A 26632-nucleotide genomic window follows, 5' to 3' on the forward strand; every position below is an offset into this window, starting at 1 on the left:
GTCAGTTATCCGTGTCGACAACGTCGACGCGGATGCCTCGGCCACCGATTCCCGAAACAAGCGTTCGCAGCGCAGTCGCAGTGCGTCCTCCGCGACCGATGACCTTACCCAGGTCGTCTGGGTGCACATGAACCTCGATCGTGCGACCACGCCGCGTGGTGCTCATGCCAACACGAACATCGTCAGGGTTGGAAACAATCCCCCGCACGAGATGTTCGACAGCATCGATGAGGACTGAACTCACTGCTGTGCAGCCTCATCCGACGCAGCGGCAGCTTCTGCGGCTGGGGCTTGCTCGGCCTCATCCTTCTTAGCTGCCTTCTTCTTCGGCGTCGCAGCAGGAGCGGGCGAACCACCATCGGCTTCCGCGAGGGCAGCCTGGAATAGCTCGAGCTTGGTCGGCTTCGGAGCCTTGACCTTCAGCGTTCCTTCGGCACCGGGGAGGCCCTTGAACTTCTGCCAGTCACCGGTGATCTTCATGATTGCGAGGACCGGTTCGGTCGGCAGGGCGCCAACACCGAGCCAGTACTGAGCGCGCTCCGAGTCGAGTTCGATGAAGCTCGGCTCTTCCTTTGGCCGGTACTTTCCGATCGTCTCGATGGCACGACCGTCACGACGGGTGCGCGAATCGGCTACGACGATGCGGTACTGAGGGGTGCGGATCTTGCCGAGCCGCTGAAGTCTGATTTTGACAGCCACGAATGTAGCGCTCCTTGTTCTGTTCACGGTGCAATTCAGCGATGCACACGGTTTAGTGCACCCGGTTTTGCGGTTTCGTGGTTCGCTGGGCAGCGCGCAGTGAGACACCACGCAAGTTGCTGCGGCGAACAGCGGATCATTCTGCCAGATACCGGCGAGTTGCGGAAATCTGCCTCCCACATCCCGGTTGCCGTGCCGTCACGGCATCACGTCCGGCAGCACGAGCACGCTGAGAGCGGGCAGGGTGTTGTTCACAATGTGCGCAACTGTCGAGGACAGGACAGAACCCGTGTAGAGGCGAGCCAGCCCGAACATCGCGCCCGCGAATAGAAGGATGGCCAGGCGCCAGAACTCCACATGCCAGAGCGCGAAGACGACCGTGGTGACGGCGAGAACTGACCAGTTACTGCTCAGAGCAACTAGGACGCCGACCCTGCGCCTGACGAATCGGTACCGCTCGAGCGCCCCCCACAAAATGCCGCGGAAGATGACCTCTTCGGCGATCGGTGCGCCGATCCACACCCACATCACGAGCGCGATGCGCACACTCATAGGCATGCAGCCCGTTTCCTCGAGTACCGACGACGGCACGTCATCCACCACGAGGAAGAGGAGGAACGCAAGAATTATCCCGCCGACCACCGCTCCGCCACCAAATGCTAGTCCAGTGGCGCACTGCCTCGCGAACTCGCGCATCTTGGTGGGCAGACCGAAGTCGACTACCGGGCCGTTTCCGCGCGTGAAAGTGATCAGGACGGCTACCAGCGCCGCAGAGAGCGTGGGGAGGATGATCGCGAGAAGGATCGCGGGCGATGCGGGATCCTCCACGAGAAATGCGCCGATGGCGAAGCCGAACAGGTTGACAGCAAGGACAAATGCCGCCGCCCCTAGTCCCCATCGCTGACCAGGCTGTCTGCGCTGGGCCGCTTCGTCGGATCGCCACCAGCGACTGCGCTGGGAGGACATTTCGCGCCCGGCGGGAGCGCCTCCTACCGTCGTCGGCTCGACCTGGGCTGCGCTTCCGGTGCTCGTCGGATACCACCAGTCAGCAGGTACCGGCGGAAAAGGTTCACGGGGTTCGTCGCGAGGATCGGGAGTACCACTGCCGTCATCGGCACGCCTCACGCAACCACCCTGCCGGCGCACACGACACGAACTGGCTCACGGAGAGTGTCGAGGTTTACCCGTGGATCCTCTCGATAGACCACGAAGTCAGCTCGCTCGCCAGGCATGTAGTTCTGTGCCGCGCCAAGCCAGCTCCGCGCGCCCCACGAACCTGCCGCGATCGCATCTTCCGCTGTCATACCCACTCGCACCAGAGACGCGATTTCGTCGACAACCCGGCCATGCTCAATCATCCCGCCGGCATCGGTCCCGGTGTAAACACGTACCCCAGCTTCGATAGCTGCGCTTATCGTGGCGTCTCCACGCGCGTGAAGGGCGCGCATGTGGTCGGCGTACATCGGGAAGCGCGCCGCGCTTTCCGCGATTTCGGGGAAGTTCTCGATGTTGATCAGCGTCGGCACCAGGGAGACATGGTTGCGTGCCATGAATTCGATCGTTTCTTCGGTGAGCCCCGTGCCATGCTCAATGCAGTCGATCCCCGCAGCAAGCAGGCCGGGGAGCGCGTCACTTCCGAAGACGTGCGCAGTCACCCGTGCCCCTTCATCATGTGCGGCGGCGATGGCTTCTTTCAGGACGACGTCACTCCAGAGCGGCGTCAGATCACCGACTTCCCGGTCGATCCAATCGCCGACGATTTTCACCCAGCCGTCACCAGACTGAGCCTGACGCCGAACTTCACCGGGCAAGTCCGCTTCGTCATCCAGGTCGACTCCCAGGCCTCGGATGTAGCGTTTGGGAGCCGCGATGTGGCGCCCGGCCCGGATGATGCGCGGCAGCCCCGGTTCCTCGTCCAGAAACCGGGTCGGTACGGGCGCGCCCGCATCACGTGCCAGGAGAACACCAGCGCGGGCCTCGGTTATTGCCTGCCAGCGCGCACCGTCTGGATTCTCGTGTCCACCGCCGTAGCGGATACCCACATGGCAATGCGCATCGACCAGGCCCGGGAGAATCCAGCCGTCGTCTGTGAGCGATTCCGCACCGGGAATGGGGCCGTCCTGGAAGACCCCGTCACGGAACCAAAGCTCCCGAGTTTCCTCTTCGGGGAGCGCGACCCCGCGCACGACAAAGGCACTCATGGATCGCTACTTCTTCTTCCCCTGGTTCGGAAGGTTCAGCTGAGACAAATCGAGACCTTCGAGCCCCGGTGGCAGTTCATCGAGACCCTTGGGCATGCCCGATAGATTCGGCATGCCGGCGGGGAGGCCACCGGGCATACCACCGCGCACCTTCGGTGGCGTCGGGCCGCGCCCGCGGCCCTTGCCCTTCTTTCCTTTTTTCGTTCTCCTGCGCTGCGAGCCGGGGAGACCCATACGCCCAGCCATGGCAGACATCATTTTGCGTGCTTCGAAGAAGCGATCAACCAGCTGGTTGACATCGGACACCTTGACGCCTGAACCGTTTGCGATCCGTAGACGACGGGACGCGTTGATGATCTTCGGATTAGCCCGCTCAGCTGGGGTCATGCCCCGGATGATCGCCTGGATTCTGTCGAGCTGCTTCTCATCGACCTGGTCGAGCGCATCCTTCATCTGTCCGGCACCGGGGAGCATGCCCATCAGATTTGCGATGGGGCCCATCTTGCGGATTGCCATGAGCTGGTCGAGGAAGTCCTCGAGGGTCAGCTCACCCGAACCGATCTTCTGGGCAGTGGCCTCAGCCTCCTGCGCGTCGAAAACCTGTTCCGCTTGCTCGATGAGGCTCAGCAAGTCACCCATGCCGAGGATTCGGCTCGCCATCCGGTCAGGATGGAAAACGTCGAAGTCCTCGAGCTTCTCGCCCGTCGACGCGAACATGATCGGACGACCGGTCACCTCACGAACGCTGAGGGCTGCACCACCGCGAGCGTCGCCATCGAGCTTCGTCAGTACGACACCGGTGAATCCGACGCCGTCTGCGAACGCGTTAGCGGTGCTCACCGCGTCCTGACCCACCATTGCGTCTAGGACGAAGAGCGTTTCGTCAGGCTGAACTGCGTCGCGGATGTCCGAAGCCTGCTGCATCAACTCTTCATCGATGCCCAGTCGCCCAGCGGTATCCACAATGACGACGTCATATTGCTTCGCACGGGCCTCCGCGACACCGTCGCGAGCGACGTTCACCGGATCGGAAGCGGTAATACCGAGCGGGTTCTCTCCGCCGCCGATAGAAGTGCCTGGATGCGGCGCGAAAACATTCACACCCGCCTTCTCACCCACGATTTGCAGCTGGGTGACAGCACCGGGCCGTTGAAGGTCGCACGCGACAAGCATCGGAGCGTGGCCCTGCGCTTTGAGGTACTTCGCGAGTTTGCCCGCCAGCGTTGTCTTACCCGAGCCCTGCAGACCTGCGAGCATGATCACGGTCGGCGGGTTCTTAGCCAGGGACAGGCGACGGGTTTCCCCACCGAGGATCCCTACGAGCTCCTCGTTGACGATCTTGATGACCTGCTGTGCGGGATTCAGAGCGCCGTGGACTTCAGCGCCTTTCGCCCGCACCTTGATTTGCTTGATGAACTCACGCACGACGGGAAGCGCGACATCAGCTTCGAGCAGCGCGAGCCGAATTTCACGGCAGGTGGCATCAATATCCGCGTCAGTCAGCCGCCCCTTCCCGCGCAGACCCTTCAGCGCGCCGTTCAATCTGTCAGAAAGGGAATCGAACACCGAGTGCACTCCTTTACGCGGTTCTCGCCGAACGTCCATACGGATGCTGAGCGACCAGCATGACCGACGATCTGTACCAGGGTAACGGCAGCGGACGCTCGGCGGTGCCGCGTGGGTCCGCCGTCAGCGTGCCGTCTTCCCTACTGCCCTGATTTTCTGGGCGCAGGCTGCGGCAGCACCATACGGACCGCCGCGTCTGCACGGGACCGGCCGTCATCTCCCGCCCCCCGCACAAATCGCACCGAGAAGACGTCGTCGACGTACGCCCCCATCGTAGCCACCTTCGCCCACTTGATGTCCGCACCCGCCCCCTCTAGCGCGAAGGCGACGCGGCAGAGCAGCCCCAAACGGTCCACGGAACGGATCTCGAGCAGACCTTCGTCCGCTGCGACCGTGGGAAGCCATCGAACAAGCGGCGGTGCGTCTGGATACTGAATGGGGACTGCGGCAGGAAGCGTCCCCAGCACCGTCGAACCGGGAACGGTCAGTCCAGCAGCGATGGGGTCGGAAGCCAGTTCGTCAGCGAGGACCCTCGCCGCCAGGTCCTGCCGTTCGTCCAGCATCTTCAGCACGTCAATGCCGCCGCTCAGCGCGCGGATCAGTTCCTGACGGAGGAACCCTGCATCGGGCGGGGTACCGAATCTGGGTGTGACCATGAACACGTTCACGACGCTTCCGTTCACCCCGGATACCGACGCCGCGTGAACGCGCAGCGAATGCAGCGACAACAAACCAGCTGCCTTGGCTAGCAGTCCTGGCTCATCGGGACCGCTGATCGTCAGCTCATACATGTGGTGACCATCGGTGGGCTGCAGCGCGACCCGCAGCGGCACTTTGCCGGTCTCGTCCGGCTGCAGCCGCTCAAGGAGACGCTCAGGCACCGGGTCCTGCACGGGCAGCTCTTCGCCGTCGAGAACACGCTCACATCGGCGCACAAGCTCCGCTATGAGTGATGCCTTCCACTCGCCCCACACACCGGGGCCGGTCGCATGGGAATCGGCCTCCGCGAGCGCGTGAAGCAGTTCGAGGAGAACCCTCGATTCGCCGAGCATGTCGACCACCCCGTGAATAATGTCAGGATCATCGAGGTCGCGGCGAGTCGCAGTCTGCGGCAGCAGCAGATGATGCCGCACCATTTCGCTCAGAATCTGCACGTCCGACTGGGGCAGACCCATGCGCGTTCCCACCTGGATCGCAAGTTCCGCTCCGACGACGCTGTGGTCGCCGCCACGCCCCTTACCTAGGTCGTGCATCAGCGCGCCCAGCAGCAGCAGGTCGGGCCGGGAAACGCGTGTGCTCAGTGAGACCGCATACGCCACCGTCTCGACGAGGTGACGGTCGACTGTCCACGTGTGGATCGCATCCCGCGGCGGCAGATCCCGTACCGGTCCCCATTCGGGGAGGATGCGCCCCCACAAACCCGTGCGATCTAGCGCCTCGATGACGGGAATCATCTGACGACCAGACCCTAGAAGCACCAGAAGATCGTGGACCGCCTCGCGCGGCCACGGCGCTTTGAGTTCCGGCGCGGTATCGGCCAGCCTCCCCAGAGTTCCTGCGCTCAGTGGGAGTCCACTGACAGCTGCGGCCGCTGCAGCGCGCACGACAAGCGCCGGGTCTCGTTGCGGACGCGCGTCCCGAGCGAGGACGACCTCGCCTGCTTGTTCGACCACACCTTCGTCGAGGGGCCGCCGGGACGGCAGCTTGCGAAAGCTCCCAAGAATGCTGCGGGGAAGCGCGTTCCGTGCTGTGCGCACACCAACCTCGACGGAAAAGCTGATGGTGCGTGCACAATCGCTCAACGTGCGCGCCAAGTCGAACCTGTCGCCAATATGCAGGGCTGCCGCGACTTCGTCCGCGTCCTGCGCTCGGAGCTGATCTCGTGCCCGCCCAGCGACCCGATGCTGCTCAGTTCTGATGTCGAGCAGACGTCGGTGCGCGGCCTGCACTCGGCCTGCGTTCCCGCCGCTACGGAAGCCCGGGGCAGCGTCGGTCAGCTGCGCGGCAGCGAGCGCGTTGAGCAACTGAATATCCCGCAGTCCGCCGCGGCCGCTCTTGAGATCCGGTTCCGAACGATGCGCAATCTCACCGTTGCGTTCCCAGCGCTGTTCGGCCTGACGGACGAGCTCGTCGAATCGCACTTTGATGTTGTCACGCCAACTCTGCCGCACACCGCTGAGCAGCTGGCTGGAAAGTTCACTGTCGCCGACGATGTGGCGCGCTTCGAGCATGCCGAGCGCAGCTGTCATATCGTTTCCGGCGACGTCAAGCGCCTGCACGACCGTGCGAACACTGTGATCAAGTTTGATGTGCGCGTCCCAAAGTGGATACCAGAGGCTATCGGCGATTGTCGAGAGCATCCGTGGATTCGCATCGTCATGGAGCAAGATCAGATCGAGGTCGGAGAAGGGCAGCATTTCGCGGCGGCCGAGACCGCCGACGGCGACAACCGCGAATCCGCTGTCAGGCTTGATTCCTAGCTCAGCGCCTTTTGTGTGCAGCCAGACTTCATAAAGATCGACGAGGACGTCACGCAGTGCCTGCGAGTCGAGTTTTGTCCCGGCCAAGAGAAGCTGCTGTTTTGCCCGCGCCAAGTCGGCAGCGCCGGTGGATACACCGTGCGGCACCGCGGACGGGCGTGGCCCCGCACCCGCGGCTGACGCCGCCGGCACAGGGCCACCCTTTGGCCTCGTGGGCTCAGATCGCATCCGTGCCACGTTCTCCTGTCCGAACCCGGATTACCGAGTCGACAGAGGTAACCCAGACCTTTCCGTCACCGATCTTGCCGGTACGAGACGCCTCGACGATGACATCGACAACCTTGTCGACTGCGGCTTCGTCGACGACGACCTCCACCTTGACCTTCGGAACAAAGTCCACCGAGTATTCCGCGCCGCGATAAACCTCGGTGTGGCCCTTCTGGCGGCCATAGCCCTGGACCTCGCTGACAGTCATGCCAAGCACGCCCGCCTGCTCGAGACCTGACTTGACATCCTCCAAAGTGAACGGCTTGACGATTGCCGTAACCAACTTCATTTCATTTTCCTCCGGGGCGATGAGTGGCGAGTAGTAGGTGTAGGGGCCGACAGGCATCCAGCATCGCTAGCAGCGAATGCATGTCGCGGATGCCTGTCAGCCGTAACTAGATTCCATCAGACAGTCAATCAGACGAGGTCGTATGCCGTTTCAGCGTGTTCAGCCTCATCGATTCCACTGTGCTCTTCCTCGATCGTGACTCGCCAGCCGAAGGGCTTGAGGATGAGCGCGATGACCAGGGTGACCACCGCCGCGAAGACCACTGCCACGATCGCGATCAGGGTCTGGACGACCAGCTGACCAATTCCACCGCCGTAGAGGAAGCCCGTCTCGGTAGCGAGTGCACCAATCGCGACGGTGCCCCACAGACCGGCGACGAGGTGGACGCCCACAACATCAAGCGAGTCGTCGTAGCCGAACTTGAACTTGAGCCCGACAGCCAGTGCGGACAACGCGCCAGCGATGACACCGAGCGCGATCGCGCCGACGGGGCTGATCGAACCTGCTGCAGGAGTCACTGCGACAAGACCCGCGACGATACCGGAGGCGGCACCAAGGCTTGTGGCCTTGCCATCGCGGATACGCTCCACTACAAGCCAGCCGAGGATTGCCGCTGCAGTCGCAGTCGTGGTGTTGACCCAGGCGAGGCCAGCCATACCGTCGGCTTCATACGCCGAACCAGCGTTGAATCCGAACCAGCCGAACCACAGCAGTGCCGCGCCGAGCATGACAAACGGGAGGTTGTGCGGACGGAACGCAGTCTTACCGAAGCCCTGACGCTTACCGATGATCAGCGCGAGCACGAGCGCCGCGACACCAGCGTTGATGTGAACGACTGTGCCACCCGCGAAGTCGATTGGCTCAATGCCCTCGAACATGTCTGCGAACGGGCCATCTTCTGAGAGCAGCCCGCCACCCCAGACCATGTGAGCGAGTGGGAAGAACGAGAACGTCACCCAGAGTGCGGCGAACGCCAGCCAGGTGCCGAACTTCACGCGTTCGGCAAGCGCGCCGCTGATCAGCGCCACGGTGATGATGGCGAAGGTCGCCTGGAAGCCCACATCGACAATCACTGGGAGACCGTCGGCGAGGAGGAACTCTCCCTCGCCATCGTAAATTGCCCCGTTCAAGCCGAACTGCTCAAACGGATTTCCGAAGATCCCGCCGATGCTCTGCTCCGCGTACGACATAGACCAGCCCCAGAGCACGTAGATCACGCTGACTACGCCCAAGGTTCCGAATGACATCATCATCATGTTCAGCACTGACTTCTGCCGGGACATGCCGCCATAGAAGAACGCCAGGCCCGGGGTCATGAGCAGGACCAATGATGCGGACACCAGCATCCATGCTGTGGTGCCGTAATTGATCTCTTCCACCTAATTCCTCCTCCCGGCGCGCCCGTCAGCACGCCGCTTGGGGAAAGACTGCTCACCCGTTGTTTCCACGGTGGCGCCCCCGTGTTTCAATGACGTGAACGAACGTCCAGAATGTGTTACTTCGACATTGCACCTGGGGGTATTCGTCCGTATTACTGGTCATCCTCGAAGGTGTCGCCGTTCAGAATCGTGTGATCGGGATCATCGAGGCCGTGTTCGATTTCCGGGCCCACTTCTTCTTCGGGCACCTCGACGACTTCATAGACGCCGTAATATTCCGGCGCCGGTTCTCCTGGGAAAGCTGGGGAGCCGATGCCCAGCCACGCTGGCACACGGCGGCTTTCGCCATCTGGACTAATTCCGGGACTGCATACAGCGTCTTCGAGTTCTGGACATGCCCCGGCTGGGGCTGCCCCGTCATATACACCCTGTCCCGCCCAGAACACTCCACTGTGCCGGTGCACCAGCAGCGCCGACGATCCTCCACTGTCGAGCTGAACACCCATCGCAGCACCAAGCCCCCGCAGCAAATCGCCCAACTCCGCCTGGGTAAGACCGGATTCTGGATCCATATTCGATCCCGCCTGAATCAGGAAGAGCCGATCGTACTTGGGGCTATATCCGATCGCGCTGCGTCCAGTCCTTGCTTCGTCCGGCATGTCGACGTCCCCGGAGGGATGCAGGAGCGACAGGCCGGCGAATGCGACGAATGCCCTCCCCGACGCCTCAAGTTCATCGAGGCGCTGCTCAGCCGCGGGGTTCTCGAAAGGACGGGGCGCCACCAGCATTTCGATGGTGCTCGCGCCAGAGCCATCACCGCTGATGAGGAACGTAGCGAGCCGGCCCCACCCATTCTCGAGCTCACCGGTGAGCCCCATCGGTCCGCGATAGAAACGGCCAGTGCCGTCAGACCGGATCCCACCGTCAAGACGTTCACGCCCCGGATCATCGTGGTTGTCGTAATACACCCCGAACGGGGTGCTGCAATTCGTGTCGCGCCATCCCTGGCCTCCGAGCTGGGGACGTACGTCGAAGAAGTTGGTGTTGATCAAGATCGCTGGGCGCTCCAGCGCATCCCACGCCTCCCGCGCCGTGAAGAGTGCTGACTGCTGCACGGTGCCGTCAGCCGTCTGGGCATTGGGGTTCCCGGCACACCGGGCGGATCCGCCATGCGCGTCGAGAAGCAGCCGCCCGGTTATCGACTGCGACGCGTTCGGAACGACGACGATACGGACATCGTGGGCCGTCGAATACCAACTCAAGTCCGACGATTGCATCGGAGCGGGGAAATCGGGCCCCGCTTGGTAGGCAACGACGCGCCCGCCCGCGTCATCAATCGCCGCGGCTACGAGTGTGCGCGCATCTGGCTCCTGCGCTACTGCCTGACCTGCCGCCATCACGGTACAGGCGGCGACGGCGAGACAGGCAGCAACAGTGAGGTAGCGACGGGACCAAGTACGCACGGGTCAACCTCCAGCGCTGGGCACTTTAAGAGGGCAGATTCCTCTTGCCTGTCCAATCTCGGCCGGAAGTCCATATTCGCGCGCGTGTGACACTCATCGCGCCATCTTTGTCGTTCGATCGTGACCGGGGCTTTATCGGAAACGCCGCACGGTGGCCAGTGGCGACTCTCCTACAGCAGCGCATCCACGAACGCGTTCGGCTCGAACGGGGCGAGGTGGTCCGCGCCCTCACCGAGACCGACGAGCTTCACTGGCACACCGAGTTCGTGCTGCACCTGGAAGACAATCCCACCCTTTGCGGTGCCGTCCAGTTTGGTGAGGACCACCCCGGTTATGTCCACGACGTCGGCGAATACGCGCGCCTGGGTCAGCCCGTTCTGTCCGATCGTCGCGTCGAGCACAAGCAGCACCTCATCGACGGGTGCCTTTTTCTCGACTACCCGCTTAACCTTGCCGAGTTCGTCCATCAAGCCTGTCTTCGTGTGGAGACGCCCGGCGGTGTCGATGAGGACCGAGTCAACACCAAGCTCGATTCCGCGGCTGACGGCGTCGAAGGCCACCGATGCCGGGTCTGCGCCCTCACGGCCGCGCACTACCTCGGCACCAACGCGCTCGGCCCACGTCTGCAACTGGTCTGCCGCAGCGGCGCGGAATGTGTCGGCCGCGCCAAGCAAGACGCGGCGGCCATCAGCGACGAGCACCCGGGCGAGTTTGCCGGTGGTCGTCGTCTTTCCTGTTCCGTTGACTCCGACGACAAGTGTCACCGATGGGCGATCACCATGCGGCAGGACGCGAATGGAGCGATCCAGCTCAGGACGAAGCGCGTCGACGAGCACTTCCTTGAGCAGTCCGCGCGCTTCGGCCTCGGTCCGGATCGTTCGGGATGCCATCTCTTCCCGTAGTCGGTCCACGATCTTTGTGGTCGTCGCCGAGCCGAGGTCCGCAATAAGGAGCGTGTCCTCGACCTCTTCCCACGAGTCTTCGTCCAGATCGCCGCCGCCGAGCAGGCCTAGCAAGCTCTTTCCGACAGCGTTCTGCGATCGTGACAGCCGTCCGCGCAGCCGGTCGAGGCGGCCCTCGGTGGGTTCGATTTCCTCGATTTCGGTGACGGGTGCTTGTTCAGAAGGGGCTGCTTCGGGAGCCTCTTCCGCAGGCTCAGCCTCAGCGGGTTCGGCTGGCTCCGTGGCGGGACGCGGCGTAGGTGCTTCCGGGATCTCGACATCGCGGATCAGCCGTTTGGGTGCGTCACGCGGAATTGCGGCGTCGTCTCCGACGTGTGGTTGGCCCTCGGTGTCAGTGCGTTCAATGATCGGAGGTTCCGGCGGGGCTGCAGGGCCTGATGGTTTTCCGGGAGGCGGTTTGAGTGCGGTCGAGCCAGACGGCCCCGTGGTGAAACTGAAGCTTCCTTTCGCCTGGTAACCGCCAGACTTGTCTTTCTCGACTTCAGGCGGCTTCGTGAGCGAGATCTGCCGGCGCCGATAAAGGACAGCGCCAGCAACCAGCGCCACGAGGATGATGGCGGCAATAGCCGCAACGACAATCCAGAGTTCGGTGGTCACCCGGGCAGTATTCCAAACCTCAGGCCGAAGTGCCGCATGCGTTCACCGGGAAGCCGCAATCAGGGAGTGAAGCCGTCGAACTGAACGATCTCGCTGAGCGGTGCGCGCTCAGCCATGAATGCGTTGGCGGGGTCTGCTGTGTCTGCATACCCGATGGCCATTCCGCAGAACAACATGTGTTCGTCCGGCGGTTTGATGACCTCCGCGACGGAGCGATGGTAGATCGACCATGCCTCTTGCGCGCAACTCGCTAGGCCTTCCTCTTCGAGCAGGAGCATCAAGGTCTGCAGGAACATTCCGAGATCGGACCATTGCGCCGCACCCATCTGACGGTCCACATAGCAGAAGAGCCCGACGGGAGCACCAAACAATTCGTAATTGCGGGCGAACCAGCGCAGCCGGTCTGTTTTGTTCTCGCGCGGGATGTTCAGCGCGCCGTACAACTGCTCGCCCAGCCGGAACCGGCGATCCCGGTACGGTGCGCTGAGTTTCGGTGGATAGACCGCGTAGTCCGGGGCATCACCGCCAGCGCCCTCGTTCAGCCGATTCAGGACGACCGAACGGAGCCGGTCGAGTGGTTCACCTGTGAGGACGTGAATGTGCCAGGGCTGGAGGTTGCCGCCAGACGGTGCGCGCAGCGCCGTTTCGAGCACCCGCTCGAGAGCTTCCCGTTGCACCGGCTTATCGAGAAACGCTCTCGTCGACCGTCTAGTTAGCACTGCTTCACGCACGTCCATCCCGGTGCACCTCTTTCTGCGCTCGATCACGACCGAGGTTATGCGGGCGCGAAGCGGTTATGCGAGCCGCCCCCTTGAGGGGCGGGGACATCAGTGGGCTGCGTCAGGCTGTGTGTCGGGGCTATCAACCGAATCCGCGCCAAACCCGTCGGGACGATGGGGCATCAGCACAGACACCGCGACGATCCCGACCCCGAGGATCGCACCGACGCCGAAGGCCCACTGCATACCGCCGACCTGGGCGGCGGTGTCGTTCGCCCCGGCGTCGGCGAGCGCTTGCGAACGTACCGCCAGGACCGTCATGGCGATGGCGGTGCCCATCGCCGCTGCTACCTGTTGCAACGTCGCCAGCAGTGAACTGCCATGCGAGTACAGGTGCTGCGGGACGGCCGCATCCAGGGACCCGCAACATCTTTTTTTACGCGATGTTCCTTTTGCGAAAGTTGCCGGAGCCCCGGCACTTCCAGGAACGAGTGAAGCCAGGCGGTTCGCGTCATCCGGCGAGGGTCGATAGGCGTCGTTCGAGTTCGGCGAGTTGCTCAGCCGTCCGCATTGAGCGGTCGAGTACATGTACCTGAAGCTCTGTCTCTTCTAGGTTTACGGAAAGCGTGCCCGGCATCAATGAGGTTATAGCGGTGAGCGCAACCCGGCTCATATCGTCGGGCAGCGTCGTGTGGTGGGTCACCATGCCAGGGTCCAGATCGACGGGCCGTCGCACCGCGCGCACCGCGACGTCCGCACCACCACGGAAGGACTGCCAGAGAAACCAGAACAGCAGCATTGTTCCGGACAATAGTCGGCGCGGCAGCGGACCACTCCGCCCTTTCGGGGGAAGCAGAATCAACGAAAGCCCAGCTGAGAGGGGCACGACGACGAACCCGTACTGGATCATGTCTGCGGCGCCCTCCGTCAGCACCCACCACATCAGCGCGAAAACGGCGATACGGGGCACGGCCCCCCGTGCCTTGATCCAGAACGCCACAATGCCGGTGCCGGACAGACGATTCATCGCAGCACCACCATGAGAACCATCGCACCACCGAGCAGAAGGACAACGACGCCGGACGCGACCCAACTGGCGAGCCGCCGCTCGATGTTCTCAAGGGCCGCCATAGGAGGAGGTATCCGGTGTGTGGTGGCGGCGATCCCAGCGGCCCACACCGAACTTCGCCCCGTCACATAGTCCGCACCACGGATGACCACGCCCACGATGCCGCGGGCCAGCCGTTCTTCTGCCACCAGGAGGTCACCAGGCGGGATTGTCCAGCGCCGTAAGAGGGACGCAAGCGCGGCCGTCCGACCCCAGTGTGTAAGCAACCACGCCAATGCTGCTAGCCCGAGCCCCACCAAGATCGGCCAGGTCGCATCCCAGAGTGCTGACCCCTCGCGGCCGGGAACAGAAATGAGAGGCGTCCACTGCACGGCAAGCAGCCACGTCATTACAGTTCCTCCGACAATCAGAACCGACCAGCTCAGCAAAGCCCCATCCACACCCCACGCACGGTCTCGGCTGCCCGTCAGCAGCAGCCAGCCTGCCCGCAGAAGCAGCAGTGTGGACACAGTTGCCACCAAGGGCAGCAGGTCAGCAAGCTCCACGCCGAGAAGCCCGACAGGCTCGATCGCCTCTTTGGCCGCGTACTTGGCGACGGCACCCGAACCGAACGGCGCGCCCGCAACGGCAAGAGCTAGCAGACACAGCCCGCCGATGACCCACCAGCGGACCCAGCCGTCACCGTGTGTCCGCCACACGGTGACGCCCAGGAACAAACCTCCCTTAGCCAGGCCGTGGTGCACCGCATAAACCACCGCGGCGAGCACGCACGCTGACGCGATCTCCGGCTCGGCAAGCGCCGCCCCCACGAGGACCGCGAGAAACCCCATCTGACTGATACTGCTGTACGCGAGCGCAACTTTCGTATCGTTCTGCAACAGACCTGGTACTAGCGCGGCGAACGCACCGACCAGGGCGAGCACAACGAGGGCCTGTCCCCAGCCGGGCATAGCGACTTCGCCCAGTGGGAGGAAACGCAACCAGCCCACCAGACCAGCTTTGATCATCGTTCCGCTGAGCACGGCGCTCGCGGGGGGTGGAGCGGCGGGGTGTGCGAGCGGCAGCCACACATGCAACGGCACCGTCCCGGCCTTCACACCGAACCCGACGAGGAGCAACAGGACTATCAACTCAGTGCGCCCCGATCGCGCCACCGCTGAGGGCGCATCGGCGATCAGCAGTCCGCCCGCGTCGACCACCATCATCAGCGCGGCCAGCGTCGCCATCTCGCCAAGCAACGTCAGCACGATATAAATGCGGCCGGCGCGCACCGCTGTCGCCGTGCCTTCGTGGATCACTAGCCCATATGCGGACAGACTCATCACCGTGAACCCCAGGTAGAAAGTCACGGTGTCTGCTGCGACAAAAACCAGCGCGTTGCCCAGGAAACTGGACAGGAGGAATCCGGCTAGGACAGGAGCCCGTTCCGTACGTGAACTGTATGTCGCGATCAGCGCAGCGGCATACAGCAGCACAGCCACCAGCAAGAGTGGACGGCCGACGTCATCGACCGTTAAGTGCGTACCGAGAAGTAGCCACGGCAATTCAATTGGGCCCGCACGCGGGCCCACGAGGGCAAGCGCTCCGAACGGCAGCAAAGCGAGTGCTGAGTACTTCGCGATGAATTCGCGTCCATTCGCTGCCATGTGCGCGCCACCGAGGCCAGCCAGTCCAAGCGCAGCGACAGTCAGGACTGGAAGCAGAATCGCGGAAACCCACAGCACAGTCATTAGGCGTAGAACCTCTCCGCGATGACGCGTGCGAGTTCCACTGAAGACACTTCAAGCCCAGCGAAAATGCCCAGTGCAACAGCAAGCCCGGCGGTTGCCAGCGTCGGTATCAACAGCGCGGGCGCCGCCTCAAGACGGGTGCGCTGAACCGCGACGCTGCCGTTCCATTCTTGGTCAGGCTGCGGGTCACCCCACCACATCGAGTAAACAGCGGGCAGGAAGTATGCGGCGTTGAGGATGCTGCTCAACAACAGAATGCCGAGAATCCACGCTTGGTCTGCTTCCAGTGCCCCCATCCCCAAATACCATTTCGACACGAATCCCGCGACCGGCGGCAGACCAATCATCCCGAGAGCACCGACAGTGAAGGCAGCACACGTCAAAGGCATTCGGTGCCCCAGGCCACTGAGCTGGCTGAACTTCTTCACGCCCAGTGTTTCTGCGAGAAGCCCTGCACAGAAAAACAGAGTGATCTTCATCAGCCCCTGGTTCACGATATGTGCGACCGCACCCGTCATCGCAATTACGCTGGGTATCGTCAGGCCCAGCGCAATGTACGAAAGCTGGCTAACTGTCGAATACGCGAGCCGCGCTTTGATTCCGTCCTGGCGGAGCGCCTGAATGGAACCGTAAACAATCGTGATTGCCGCGATCGCGGATAGCGGAACCAGAACACCGAGTTCGCGAGCTACTTCGACACCGAAAACACCGTTGACCACCAAGGCGATCCCGAACACGCCAGCCTTCACGACGGCCACGGCGTGCAGAAGCGCACTGACCGGTGTCGGAGCGACCATCGCTTTGGGCAACCACGTGTGCAGCGGAACCAACGCAGCCTTTACGGCAAGACCGGCGATGAGGAGACCGAAGATGAGAGCGGCGGTACCTGGCTGTTCACGTGCCAATTCAGCGACTTGAGGACTGCCACGGTCGGCGAAGTCGACAGGACCTGCGACAGCCGTGAGCCAGACAACCCCGAGCAGAAGCACCACACCCCCGGCCATCGTGTAGCGCAGGTAGGTTCGTGCGCCCGCAAGAGCCTCAGGGGTCTGCCGGTGCGCAACCAGTGGGTAGGTGGCGAGTGTGAGTAGTTCGTAGAAGACGAGGAACGTCACGAGGTTGCCTGACAGTGCAATTCCTGACGTCGCGGTGACGCAGAGGCTGAAGAACGCAAAGAACCTGCTGCGGTGTGGCGAGTTTTCCAGGTATCCGATGGCGTAAATCGTGGTCAGGAACCAGAGAACTGAGGAGAGCGTCAGGAAATAAAGGGCAAACGGATCTATTCGCAACAGAAAGTCGATGCCCGGTACAAACGGCGCCCGCAACTCCATCGTCTCGCCAGCAACCGCGAACGGAATTAGCGCAAATACGAGGACCACCTTCAGAGTGGCGCCCGCCATGTTGACGACGGTGCGCACCCGATGCTGATCGTCTCGCAGGAAGAAGATGATGGTCGCAGGCACCAGTGAAAGTGCCAGAATCACGAGAGGGATCCACTGATAGCTCACCTCACAAACCTCCCATTGCGGCGCCTGCCTGCAGGAGTTCCGTGAGTTCAATTGACCGTAGGCCCAAAACAAGGGTGAGTACAGCGAGTAGCAGCGCGGGATACTGCATGCGCTGAGGAATCGGGCGGTAGTCGGAACGTACCCGCGTGAACTTTCCCTGCTCTACCTTCGCTTCCTGATCGTCGGCCTCCTCAGTGTCAAGAAGGATTCGCAGGACACGTGCCGTGTACGCAAAAGTGAGAAGCCCGCCGATGAGGAGTACCGGGATCCACCACCACTGCCCGGACGCTATGGACGCATGAAGCAGCTGCCATTTACCTACGAAGGCCAAAGTCGGCGGCAGACCCGCTAGGCTCACCCCGGCGATGGCCATCGACATGGAGGCCACCGGCATGCGGGCCGCAGCGCCGCGCAGATGCTCGAGTTCGTCCGTTCCGTGCGCGTGAGCGAAGCTGCCCGCCGCCATGAACATCGCGGCTTTGGCCAGCCCATGCGCGAACAGGAACACCAGCGCACCCTCCCAGGCAAGCGCGCCAGCCGCACCGTCACCAGCTACGACGAGCGGAAACAGCAGGAAGAAGTACCCCACCTGAGCGACGGTGGAGTACGCGACCACACGTTTCAGCTTGCTTTGCCGCAGCGCCAGCGCAGCGCCCCAGAGCGCGGCGACAGATCCCACCGCACCCAGAACATAGGCAAGTTCTGCGGGTGCCGAGCCTTGCGACAGGTTGATCCACATTCGTGCCAGCACAAAGAATGCCGCCTTGATCACCAGCGCTGACATCAGCGGACTCACCGCTGCCGGAGCCCCCGCGTGTGCTGGCGGTAACCAGGAATGCAGGGGGAAGAGCGCCACCTTGATTGCGAGACCGAGCGTCATCACCCCAAGCGCGACCAGCAGAACCAGTCCCCCGGTTGTCTCCTCTGCAGCACCGAACGTAGCTAAGGTCCCCGTCTCCGCGTACACCAGTGCGACACCGAGCAGGAAGAGAAGGGAGCCAAGAACCGCAATGAGAAGGTACCGAAGAGCCGGGAGCAGCGCGGCACGACCACCGAGAGCAACAAGCGCGACCGCGGCGACAGTGAGAAGTTCCAGCGCCACGTAGGTGTTGAAGAGATCGGCGGATACGTACACCGCGTTGAGTCCCGCCAGCAGGAACAGCCACAGCGGCCAGAACCAGTACCCGCCAGTGATTTCCGGCGTCGTGGACGCGAATACGCATACGACGAGACCAACACCGGCCGTCATCAGAAGCATTGCCGCGCTGAATCCGTCACTCATGAGCGCGATGGCGACGGGTGTCTCCCAGCCGCCGAGCACGAGCATCAGAGGACCCGCCGAACCAACCTGGAAGGCCACAGCACCACCAGCGGCCAGCACTAACGCCGTTGTCACCGTGCTGATCAACGGCGTCAGCCGCCGTGCACCCAAGTGGGTCGTCAGTGAAGCAATGATCGCGCCCACAAGGGGCAGCAGCACAAGTACGGGCAGCAGATTAGCCATCTGACTCCCGTGGGCTGTTTCGTACGGCCTCGGTTCGTTCAATCCGGCGGATGAGTGCAAGGGCAAAGCCCGTGATACTCACGGTGATAACGATGCCCGTGAGTACGAGAGCATGGAGCACCGGATCAGGTTCGCTGGCGTCCCGGACAGTCGCAAGTGACATGAGGATCAAAAACACCCCGGCCCCTGCGACGTTCAGCGCAACTACTCGCCTTATCAGGTCTGCGGTTAACAGCATTCGCGCCGCCCCGAAGACGAACAGAGCGACACCTACAATGATGAACAATTCCGCTCGGCTCACGCGCGCTCCGGATTTCCGGCGATGAAGAGCGCCGCTAGGCCCACCCCAATGCTCACCGCCAGGGCCGCTTCGATCAGCAGGACGACAACGCCGCCCCATCCATCTGCCACATCCAGCCACGCCCGGCCAGCGGCGAATGTGCCCACACCTGCGGCCACGAAAACCGCCAAACCGATAAGGGCACCCGGCACGAGCCACTTTCCGGTCACCATGGTCCGCGCCCGCCCTGAGAGGTAAAGCAGCAAAAGTACGCCGGTCAGCATCGCGCCGGCCTGGAACGCACCTCCTGGCTGCGTGGATCCTGCGACAAGCAGCCACCCCGCGAGCATGACAACGACTGGGGCGATGAGCTTTACAAAACCAAGCACGACAGGGCGGGTTTCGGTCACCCAGACGACACGCTTCATACCGCTATCGCACAGCAGCGCGAGTGCAGCGATCACGGCCGCAGCCAGGACGGCGATCTCCAGCAGCGTGTCATAGGCACGGAAATCCAGCAGCACCGCGGTGATGGGGTGACCAACGACCGCGTCGGCTACCGAAGCACTGGCTTGCACCTCAAGCGGGTCGGACGGAGCAATCCGGGCAGCGGAGACAGCAGCGACACCCACGAGTACGACAGCGCTCACACCAACAGCAGCCTCCAGCACCGTCAGAGTTCGCCTTCCGACGTTGCCTTCTTCGTACGACGTTTCAGGATGTCCTGTCGCCGCGGCCAGGAGGAAAGCGCCAGTGACGCCCGAAGCGATCGCCGCTTCCGCGATCGCAATGTCCGGGGCACCTAATCGGGCCCAAAGGACAGTGAGCAGCAAGCCAAGGACGAGAAAGGACATCACTCCCACGATCCGGCGCGACCCGTACAGCGCCGCCGCCGCACCGAGCAGGACAGCGATTCCGAGAAGCACATCGAAGACGTCGATCAACTGCGCGTCCCCCCCTGCTCAGTGCCGTCGAGCGCGAGCAAAGTCGCGCTTGTCGCCGCCGCCACCAGCGCGAGCAGCCAGATCAGCACGAGCTTTAGCGCGATCGCAACTGAGCCCGCTTGCAGGATCAAGCCGAGCACGATCAAGCCCAGCCCCAGGTTGTCGGCTTTGGTCAAAGCGTGTATGCGCGTGCGAAGGTCGGGAAAGCGAAGCAAACCAACCGTCCCTGCGGTGAAGAACACGCAGCCGAGCCCGATGAGAAGAGTGGTCAGCACATCCGCGATCACCGCGATCACGCGCGCGCCTTCTCGCCGACGATACGAACGATGATGATGAGTGCGGCGAGCGCAACCAGAGCGAGTGCAGCATCACGGAGCGCGGGCACGTCCATTGCCTGAGCGAGCAAGACCAAGACCGCCGTGCCAGTTGTCGAAAGCAGCAGCAGCCCTGTGAGACGGTTTCGGGCATCCGGGCCCAACCCTATGCGGGCTGAGGCCACAACGATATTGAGCAGCAGCACGATCGCCGCACCGAACAGCACCTTCTCGATCCCGGCTCACCTCCTAGCCGTCGCCACGAGCACATTTCGTTTCATCAATCGTTCGGACCGTCTCCCGACCAATGATCATATTCAATGCCCTCCGCGACACGGTAAATGCAGCGTAATGTCATTAATATGGTGTCGCCTCAGCACACGGTCGGTAGCTTCCGATATTGGCCTCGATCTGACCGGTGGGAGTGGTCGGACGAGGTCGCGGCAATTCACGGCTATGCGCCAGGAACTGTTCAGCCGACGACAGAGCTCATCCTGAAGCACAAGCACCCCGACGATGTCGCGGAGATCAGTGCTTTGCTCGACTTGACCAAGACCGCCAATGTGCCGTTCAGCGGGAAGTACCGGATTATCGACACCGGTGGCCGCACCCGCTACGTCGTTGTAGCGGGCCGAACGGTGTACGACGAGCAAGGCGAGCCCGACGGTACTGAGGGCTTCTACATCGACATGACCGATGCGTGGACAACCGATATGCAGTCCTCCGCCGATGAAGCTGTCGGGAAGGTCGTGAAATCGCGCGCCTTGATCGATCAGGTCAAGGGAATGCTGATGGTCGTATACGGGATCTCCGCTGAGCGCGCCTTTGACGTTCTGGCGTGGCGCTCCCAGTCCACGAACCGAAAAATCAGCGCCCTCGCGTCACAGATCCTGGTGGATGTCGCAGAGATTGATGGCGGAGAGGAACTGCGCGCCGCATTCGACAGTATCCTGCTCACCGCGCACGAGCGGATCGCCGAATCGCCCAAAATCGCGAAGCTCAATCATATCGGCGAGGCCACCACTCATCTCCCTCGCAAGCAAGAAGCGAGCGTTCGGTCGCAATGAAGGCTGACGGCGGCCGTGTCGCTAGCTCCAGACGATGCGCTGTTCGAGCCTTCGCAATTTCTCACGCCGACGTGAATTCGATTCCCCTACCCAAGCGATATGCCCGCTGACGTGCTCCCGGAAATGCGTGCGGCCGTCCCGGTTCTGCGACGCGGGACCGTACCGGACGCAGTTGTACAGCAATGCCTTCAACGCCTCATAGTCGTCGCGGCTCGCTTGCGGATGCGCGTTGACGACAAGCCCGGCCAAACGCTGACGGTGATGAGCGCGCATCACTTTCGTCTTTGACGGGTGCACGAAGAATCCTTCGTCGCGCACGATCGCGCCCACTGTCCACAGCAACTGCTCTACGTTCACGACATCACCGGAGAAAGCCAGATCGTCGGCGTATCTGGTGTAGTAGAGGCCTTGCGATTGCGCTAAGCCAGCGAGACGGCGATCCAGGTTCCGCGCCACCATGTTCGCGAGGGCAGGCGACGTCGGCGCACCTTGGGGCAGATGCCTGGTGCGCAGCAGCGTTGCCTGCTCGAACGGCATCCCTCGCAATATCGGCACGGGCGTCGCCGTAGTGCACAATCCCGCCAGCAGCGACGCGACCGACGGTGGATAACCGACCGCCAAAAAAACGGCCCGAACCCTCGCCGCAGTAATTGTGCTGAAGAACCACCGCAAGTCAATCCGCACAACGAGGTCCGCGCCTGCATGGCCACTCCCGAATGTGTGCACGCTGCGGCCGCGACGAAAGCCATGCGCCGCCGCATGCACCGGCAAGCGATCAAGGACTTTCCTCAAGATGCGCCGCTGCACTTCCCGCAACCGCACCTTCGGCGCCTCGATGAGCCTTGCGCCATTGTGATAGCGGTAGTGATGGAGTCGGCCGGGCTTACCTCGCAGCCTGCCCTGCACATCGGCGAACCACTCGAGTTCGGGCATCGTGAGATCGAAGGCCTGGCACAGCGCATGCGGTGTCTGCCACCGCGGCACGTCGAACTTCCACAGTGATGACTCGACCGTCACCTCGACCGGCCTAGCAGGCAGTTCAGGGAGTTCGGCAAGGACATTCCGGACCGTTGATTCTCCCTCTATCGGCTCCCCCGGCATCAGATCCAGCACCCGTCGGGCAAGAAGCACAGGATCTGCGGCGCCCGCCTCACCGAGGCGTTCCTCGAGGCCGCTGCGGGTCCACGGACCAGCGACAGCTGCCGCCGCAAGCAGGTCAGCCTCCAGACGCGTGAAGGCGCGGGGAGGACGCGATGGCATGCTCACACTCAGCCCCGTTGTGGTATGCGAGGCGCGGCGCGACCATAACCTGTCGTCAGCGGCGCACGGGCGCACGCGGAGCGTGCCGAAGTGCGTCGGACGATGTGCCCAACTTGCAACGCGCAGCCCGGGGTTACCCCGGACATGGAAAGGGCGACAGCCCTCCCACTCTCGCGCACGCGCACTCGCATGGGTCATAGGGTGCCATAGTTGCTCCGGAAGATCATTTCGGGGCGCGGATGTCGGGAAGGTCGTCGGCCGCGCGCTGGGAAGTCGAGTCGGCTCTGCGGTGGGTTCCGAGGGCTTGGCAGAGGACTCGGTGGACATAGCCGGTTTCAGCAGGAGCGTTGTCGATAAGGATGGCGGTGCATAGGCCGTCAGACGCGGCGACGAGCGCGGCGACAGCCTCGGGACTATCAGTGAGCGCGGCAGCGAGCGCGGCCACGTCCTCACGCCAGCGGCGCGCGATCGGCGCCAGCGCTGGGCGGCGTGCGGCCAGGGTAGACAACTCACGTTCGGCCAACGCTCGTTCTCGCCCCGCCCCGGCGGTTTCAACGATCAATTCGGCTAGGCCCCGCAGCTTGTCGCCGGGATCATCGACGATCTGACGGATGCGCGCGCTATAGGTATCAGCGACGCTCGTCAGTGCCGCGACGAGCAAATCATCCAGGGTAGCGAAGTAATAGATGCTGAGGCTGGTGGTGATCCCGGCTTGCTTCGCGACGGTTCGGTGGGTGACCCCGGCGGCACCCTCACGGGTAACGACGGCGAGAGTGGCATCGATGATCTCAGCACGGCGTCTATTGCCCTTAACCCGGCGCCCATCGATGGGTTCGCTCTCGTCGTCCTGCATGTCCCTCCTTTTTGCTCGAGGGTAGTCGAACCTGTTACCGCTGGTCCGTCTCTCGTTCCTGAATTTCACCGAGCGGACGTAGGTGTCGCAGAGCGACAAGACACAGCAGTACCGCGACGAGGGTGACCGCACCGGCGGCGAGGGATGCAATGTTCACGCCCGTCGTGAAGGCCTCCTGCGCAGCCTGCACAACTCTAGGGGAAACCCGTTCACCCACCGATAGCGCACCGGAGAGGCTTCCCGTAACGCGTTCGGCGACTTCAGTTGAGGCTTGTGCGATTTCGGCCATCCTGTGGGAGTAGAGGGCGGCGGTGAGGCTGCCGAGCAATGCAACCCCGACCCCGATGCCGAGCTCCTGGACCGTTTCGGACATCGCAGCGGCCGACCCGGACTTGGAGGCAGGCGCTGCGCCGACGACGGTGTCTGTGCCGAGCGCAGCGATCGCGCCCAGACCGAGATAGATGAAGGTGAAGCCGACTACCACGCGAATCGAATCCCCAGGGCCGATTACGGCCAGCAACGCATACCCGACCACCGACAATCCGAGCATAAGGCCCATGACAATGCCTGGGCGAGCCCGCCTGGCGATCAAAGGCGCACCGATGGCGGCGGCGAACATCGCCAGCGCTGGCGGGCCCATCCAAAGACCCGCCGCGAACGGCGTAAGCCCCTCGACGAGCTGCAGGTACTGGGTGACCAAGTACATTGTCCCGCCCACTCCGACCAGTCCGATCAGCAGCACTGTAAGCGCCGCCGAGAATGCGCGGTTAGCGAACAAGGCAACGTCCAGCAGTGGGGAGGCAAGGCGGCGTTGCCTTTTCACGAACAACACACCCGCGGCCCCGCCAACCAGAACGCAGAGCAGTCCTAACACACCGAACCCGTAGACGGCCGTATGCTTGATCACGTATATGACCGGCAGAATGGTCGTCAGCGAGAGTGCGACGCTGACCAGGTCAAGTCGTCCCGCTTGCGGATCGCTGTACTCGGGCAGCAGCCACCGTGCACACGCGAGCACAATCACCGCGATCGGCACGGCGAGCAAAAACGCTGCACCCCACCACAAGACCTCGACCAGTGCGCCGCCAACGACCGGGCCAGCGGCCATTCCGAGTGCGAACATAGTCGCCCACACTCCTATCGCCACGGCACGCTGACGCACATCAGCGAACATGTGCGAAATCAACGACAATGTTGAGGGCATCAGCGTAGCGCCCGCGATCCCCAGCAGCGCGCGGGCAACTATCAGCAATTCGGCGCTCGGAGCGAAGGCTGCGAAGACTGACACCGCTGCGAATGCCGCCATGCCGACTAACAGCAGACGGCGCCTTCCTATTCGGTCACCGAGGGTCCCCATTGTGATGAGGAACCCAGCGATGAAGAACCCGTAGACATCCATAATCCACAACGTCTGCGTCGCCGACGGATCCAGGGCGGCGGACAGACTCGGCAGCACCAGGTAGAGCACCGTCACGTCGAGGCCAAGCAGCACTGTCGGCAGCCCGAGTAGCCCCAAGCCTGCCCATTCGCGCGTTCCCGCACGCCTTACTCCTACGTCGAGCATGGAATCCCCTTAACGATCGACTTACTTGAACGATAGTTCAAGTAGAACGATCGTTCAAGTAATTCGTTTCGTCTGCCCCGGTTCAATCAGGAATCAAGAAGCTTGGGAGCGATGGCCGGACTACGGTCACCTCTAAAGGATCGATCAACGGCAGGAGAGAATAGCGATGACCACCGAAGGCTTCTCCGAGCAAGAACGCGCAGCGATGAAGGAACGCGCCACTGAATTAAAGAAGGAGGCAAGCCGCGGTCGCGGGAAAAAGGCTGCTGCCGAGGAAGCCGACATGCTGACAAAGATCGCGCAGATGGCCGAGCCTGACCGATCTCTAGCCGAACGCATTCACAACATCGTCACCAGCAACGCCCCGAACCTCGCACCGAAGCTGTGGTACGGGCAGCCCGCCTACGCAAGGAAAGGAAAAGTTGTGTGCTTCTTCCGCAGCGGCAACGATGACAAGGAACGCTATTCGACATTCGGGTTCACCCCCGAAGCTAACCTCGACGAGCGCGGTCTGTGGCCGACCTCGTACGCTGTGACCGACTTAAGCGACGAGGAGGCGGAGGCGATCGCCGTGCTCGTCAAGAAAGCCGTGAGCTGACGGGCCTGTCAGCTCGCGGCTCGGTGACCTATGACGCGAGCCACGCGTCCGGCCCGAAAACTTCGTAGTGCACCCGGTCAGCGGCAACGTCGAGATCGCGCAGTCCAGCACGGACTGCTTGCATGAATGGCAGCGGGCCGCACAAATAGACGTGCGCATCAGCTGGGATATCCACACCGCTTAGATCGACGAATCCGCTGCGGACCGAGTCGGTTTCCGCTCGGTTTCCGAGATCTTCGTACCACCGATAAAGCACTGCTGTAGGTAATTGGTCTACCGCGGTTTTGAGTTCGTCACGAAATGCGTGCGCAGCTTTGTTCCGGTCGGCGTGTACCACCGTGACACGGCGTTCTGAGCCAGATTCCGCGAGATGTCCCAGCATGCTCATCACAGGGGTGCAGCCGATCCCCGCAGTGATGAAAACCAGCGGTTCCGTTCCCATACCGTGCAGCGTGACGTCCCCGAATGGCAACGAGACTTGCAGCTGGTCGCCTTCGAAGACGTTGTTGTACAGGTAGTTCGAAACCTCGCCCGCTGGCTGATTTACACCACCATCACCCTCGAGTTGCGCGATCCGCTTCACCGTGATGCGCCAGCGATCCGTGCGGGGCGCGGCGGAAAGGCTGTATTGGCGGATCTGGCGACCACCATCAGGAAGAGTCACGCCAACCGAGATGTACTGCCCCGGAAGAAAAGGAGGGAGCGCCGCTTCGTCAGCACCGGCCAGTACGAAGGACACCGCGTCCGCTGATTCGTAACGGCGGGCCACCACATCGACGGTGCGCCAGACGTCACCATCCTCGACACTGGCAGCACGATAGAGCCCGCGCTCCGCCTCGATAAGTGTGTTCGCCATGTCCCAGTAGACCTCGGTCCAGGCCTCCGCGACTTCACTGGTCACTGCACTACCGAGAACCTCAGCGATCGCGGCGAACAGGTGCTCATAGACGATCAGATACTGTTCTGCTGTCACGCCGAGGGAAGCATGCTTGTGCGCGATCCGGCTGATCAGTTCGCGCGGCGGGGGTGCGCCAGGGGTAATTAACAGCGTCGCGTACGTGGCGATTGAACCCGCGAGTGCCTTCTGCTGCTCGCCGCTGGCCTGATTGCCGCGATTGAACAAGTCGCGCTCGAGCTCCGGATGTGCTGCGAACATCTTCTTGTAGAAAAGCGGGGTGATGTCTCCAATCGCGGCGCCGACGGCCGGTAGCGTCGCACGCACTACTTCTGTCGCTTTGTGTGACAGCACGGTTCCTCCAGTTTGGTGCAGCTGTAATCGTTTCGGTTTCACGCGCGACAGCGAGCCGCATGACAGCGCG

26 protein-coding genes are annotated in these 26632 nt (G+C 62.7%); 2 read left to right on the forward strand and 24 right to left on the reverse strand.

Annotated elements, in window-relative coordinates; translation table 11 throughout:
- Nucleotide 1 precedes the first annotated feature (1 nt).
- The 20 genes from FHU29_RS15110 to FHU29_RS15205 form a co-directional block, all read right to left on the reverse strand.
- The gene (locus FHU29_RS15110; protein WP_013806365.1) at nucleotides 2-244 is read right to left on the reverse strand and encodes an RNA-binding protein; all 243 of its coding nucleotides are present in this window, start codon (nucleotides 242-244) and stop codon (nucleotides 2-4) included.
- On the reverse strand, nucleotides 241-699 hold the full coding sequence (gene rpsP / locus FHU29_RS15115) for a 30S ribosomal protein S16 (protein ID WP_064440535.1): 459 nt from the start codon (nucleotides 697-699) through the stop codon (nucleotides 241-243). Before rpsP ends, FHU29_RS15110 begins: the two co-directional genes overlap by 4 nt.
- Nucleotides 700-897: 198 nt before the next feature.
- Entirely contained in the window at nucleotides 898-1824 is a 927-nt protein-coding gene (locus FHU29_RS23730) for a CPBP family intramembrane glutamic endopeptidase (protein WP_083962333.1), read from the reverse strand.
- Nucleotides 1821-2900 carry an amidohydrolase family protein gene (locus tag FHU29_RS15125; RefSeq protein ID WP_064440536.1) on the reverse strand — a complete coding sequence of 360 codons (1080 nt, stop codon included), beginning with the start codon at nucleotides 2898-2900 and terminating at the stop codon, nucleotides 1821-1823. Before FHU29_RS15125 ends, FHU29_RS23730 begins: the two co-directional genes overlap by 4 nt.
- Nucleotides 2901-2906: 6 nt before the next feature.
- Complete coding sequence (gene ffh, locus FHU29_RS15130) at nucleotides 2907-4466, reverse strand: signal recognition particle protein (protein ID WP_064440537.1); 1560 nt, start codon at nucleotides 4464-4466, stop codon at nucleotides 2907-2909.
- A 140-nt stretch (nucleotides 4467-4606) separates the two neighbouring features.
- Nucleotides 4607-7174, reverse strand: coding sequence for a [protein-PII] uridylyltransferase (locus FHU29_RS15135; RefSeq protein WP_064440538.1), 2568 nt, complete (start codon nucleotides 7172-7174; stop codon nucleotides 4607-4609).
- Nucleotides 7164-7502 (reverse strand): P-II family nitrogen regulator, encoded by a 339-nt coding sequence (locus tag FHU29_RS15140; RefSeq protein ID WP_064440602.1) that lies wholly within the window; start codon nucleotides 7500-7502, stop codon nucleotides 7164-7166. Before FHU29_RS15140 ends, FHU29_RS15135 begins: the two co-directional genes overlap by 11 nt.
- A 128-nt stretch (nucleotides 7503-7630) precedes the next feature.
- Complete coding sequence (locus FHU29_RS15145; RefSeq protein ID WP_064440539.1) at nucleotides 7631-8881, reverse strand: ammonium transporter; 1251 nt, start codon at nucleotides 8879-8881, stop codon at nucleotides 7631-7633.
- Nucleotides 8882-9033: 152 nt separating this feature from the next.
- Entirely contained in the window at nucleotides 9034-10344 is a 1311-nt protein-coding gene (locus tag FHU29_RS23735) for a phosphodiester glycosidase family protein (RefSeq protein ID WP_157095124.1), read from the reverse strand.
- A 170-nt stretch (nucleotides 10345-10514) separates the two neighbouring features.
- The gene (gene ftsY / locus FHU29_RS15155; protein ID WP_064440541.1) at nucleotides 10515-11903 is read right to left on the reverse strand and encodes a signal recognition particle-docking protein FtsY; all 1389 of its coding nucleotides are present in this window, start codon (nucleotides 11901-11903) and stop codon (nucleotides 10515-10517) included.
- A gap of 59 nt (nucleotides 11904-11962) precedes the next feature.
- Nucleotides 11963-12640: a nitroreductase gene (locus tag FHU29_RS15160; protein ID WP_064440542.1), complete on the reverse strand. Its 678-nt coding sequence runs from the start codon at nucleotides 12638-12640 to the stop codon at nucleotides 11963-11965.
- A gap of 90 nt (nucleotides 12641-12730) precedes the next feature.
- Nucleotides 12731-12961 carry a hypothetical protein gene (locus tag FHU29_RS15165; protein WP_064440543.1) on the reverse strand — a complete coding sequence of 77 codons (231 nt, stop codon included), beginning with the start codon at nucleotides 12959-12961 and terminating at the stop codon, nucleotides 12731-12733.
- A gap of 172 nt (nucleotides 12962-13133) precedes the next feature.
- Nucleotides 13134-13649: a Na+/H+ antiporter subunit E gene (locus tag FHU29_RS15170; RefSeq protein WP_064440544.1), complete on the reverse strand. Its 516-nt coding sequence runs from the start codon at nucleotides 13647-13649 to the stop codon at nucleotides 13134-13136.
- Nucleotides 13646-15421, reverse strand: a complete 1776-nt coding sequence (locus FHU29_RS15175; protein ID WP_064440545.1) for a proton-conducting transporter transmembrane domain-containing protein — start codon at nucleotides 15419-15421, stop codon at nucleotides 13646-13648. Before FHU29_RS15175 ends, FHU29_RS15170 begins: the two co-directional genes overlap by 4 nt.
- Nucleotides 15421-16929 (reverse strand): proton-conducting transporter transmembrane domain-containing protein, encoded by a 1509-nt coding sequence (locus FHU29_RS15180; protein ID WP_064440546.1) that lies wholly within the window; start codon nucleotides 16927-16929, stop codon nucleotides 15421-15423. The genes FHU29_RS15175 and FHU29_RS15180 overlap by 1 nt, the downstream gene beginning before the upstream one ends.
- A 1-nt stretch (nucleotide 16930) precedes the next feature.
- A complete protein-coding gene (locus tag FHU29_RS15185) occupies nucleotides 16931-18433 on the reverse strand; it encodes a complex I subunit 5 family protein (RefSeq protein WP_064440547.1) in 1503 nt (500 codons plus the stop codon).
- The gene (locus FHU29_RS15190; protein WP_074390868.1) at nucleotides 18426-18734 is read right to left on the reverse strand and encodes an NADH-quinone oxidoreductase subunit K; all 309 of its coding nucleotides are present in this window, start codon (nucleotides 18732-18734) and stop codon (nucleotides 18426-18428) included. Before FHU29_RS15190 ends, FHU29_RS15185 begins: the two co-directional genes overlap by 8 nt.
- On the reverse strand, nucleotides 18731-19657 hold the full coding sequence (locus FHU29_RS15195) for an MnhB domain-containing protein (protein WP_064440548.1): 927 nt from the start codon (nucleotides 19655-19657) through the stop codon (nucleotides 18731-18733). The genes FHU29_RS15190 and FHU29_RS15195 overlap by 4 nt, the downstream gene beginning before the upstream one ends.
- The gene (locus FHU29_RS15200) at nucleotides 19654-19953 is read right to left on the reverse strand and encodes a cation:proton antiporter (protein WP_198156533.1); all 300 of its coding nucleotides are present in this window, start codon (nucleotides 19951-19953) and stop codon (nucleotides 19654-19656) included. Before FHU29_RS15200 ends, FHU29_RS15195 begins: the two co-directional genes overlap by 4 nt.
- Nucleotides 19950-20198, reverse strand: a complete 249-nt coding sequence (locus FHU29_RS15205) for a hypothetical protein (protein ID WP_064440549.1) — start codon at nucleotides 20196-20198, stop codon at nucleotides 19950-19952. Before FHU29_RS15205 ends, FHU29_RS15200 begins: the two co-directional genes overlap by 4 nt.
- A 135-nt stretch (nucleotides 20199-20333) precedes the next feature.
- Here FHU29_RS15205 and FHU29_RS15210 point away from each other — a divergent pair, with 135 nt between their 5' ends.
- Nucleotides 20334-21038: a PAS and ANTAR domain-containing protein gene (locus FHU29_RS15210; protein ID WP_064440550.1), complete on the forward strand. Its 705-nt coding sequence runs from the start codon at nucleotides 20334-20336 to the stop codon at nucleotides 21036-21038.
- 21 nt (nucleotides 21039-21059) lie between these two features.
- Here FHU29_RS15210 and FHU29_RS15215 read toward each other — a convergent pair whose 3' ends face one another.
- From FHU29_RS15215 to FHU29_RS15225, 3 genes are all read right to left on the reverse strand, one after another.
- Entirely contained in the window at nucleotides 21060-22298 is a 1239-nt protein-coding gene (locus FHU29_RS15215; RefSeq protein WP_064440551.1) for a reverse transcriptase family protein, read from the reverse strand.
- 223 nt (nucleotides 22299-22521) lie between these two features.
- Complete coding sequence (locus tag FHU29_RS15220) at nucleotides 22522-23151, reverse strand: TetR/AcrR family transcriptional regulator (protein ID WP_064440552.1); 630 nt, start codon at nucleotides 23149-23151, stop codon at nucleotides 22522-22524.
- Between the two features lie 34 nt (nucleotides 23152-23185).
- A complete protein-coding gene (locus FHU29_RS15225) occupies nucleotides 23186-24715 on the reverse strand; it encodes an MFS transporter (RefSeq protein ID WP_064440553.1) in 1530 nt (509 codons plus the stop codon).
- Nucleotides 24716-24881: 166 nt separating this feature from the next.
- Here FHU29_RS15225 and FHU29_RS15230 point away from each other — a divergent pair, with 166 nt between their 5' ends.
- The gene (locus tag FHU29_RS15230) at nucleotides 24882-25313 is read left to right on the forward strand and encodes a DUF1801 domain-containing protein (protein ID WP_064440554.1); all 432 of its coding nucleotides are present in this window, start codon (nucleotides 24882-24884) and stop codon (nucleotides 25311-25313) included.
- Nucleotides 25314-25341: 28 nt separating this feature from the next.
- On the opposite strand, the gene FHU29_RS15235 is transcribed toward FHU29_RS15230, so the two are convergent.
- The gene (locus FHU29_RS15235) at nucleotides 25342-26562 is read right to left on the reverse strand and encodes a globin domain-containing protein (RefSeq protein WP_064440555.1); all 1221 of its coding nucleotides are present in this window, start codon (nucleotides 26560-26562) and stop codon (nucleotides 25342-25344) included.
- Nucleotides 26563-26632 lie beyond the last annotated feature (70 nt).

The sequence above is a fragment of the Hoyosella altamirensis genome (assembly GCF_014191505.1).
Classification (GTDB): domain Bacteria; phylum Actinomycetota; class Actinomycetes; order Mycobacteriales; family Mycobacteriaceae; genus Hoyosella; species Hoyosella altamirensis.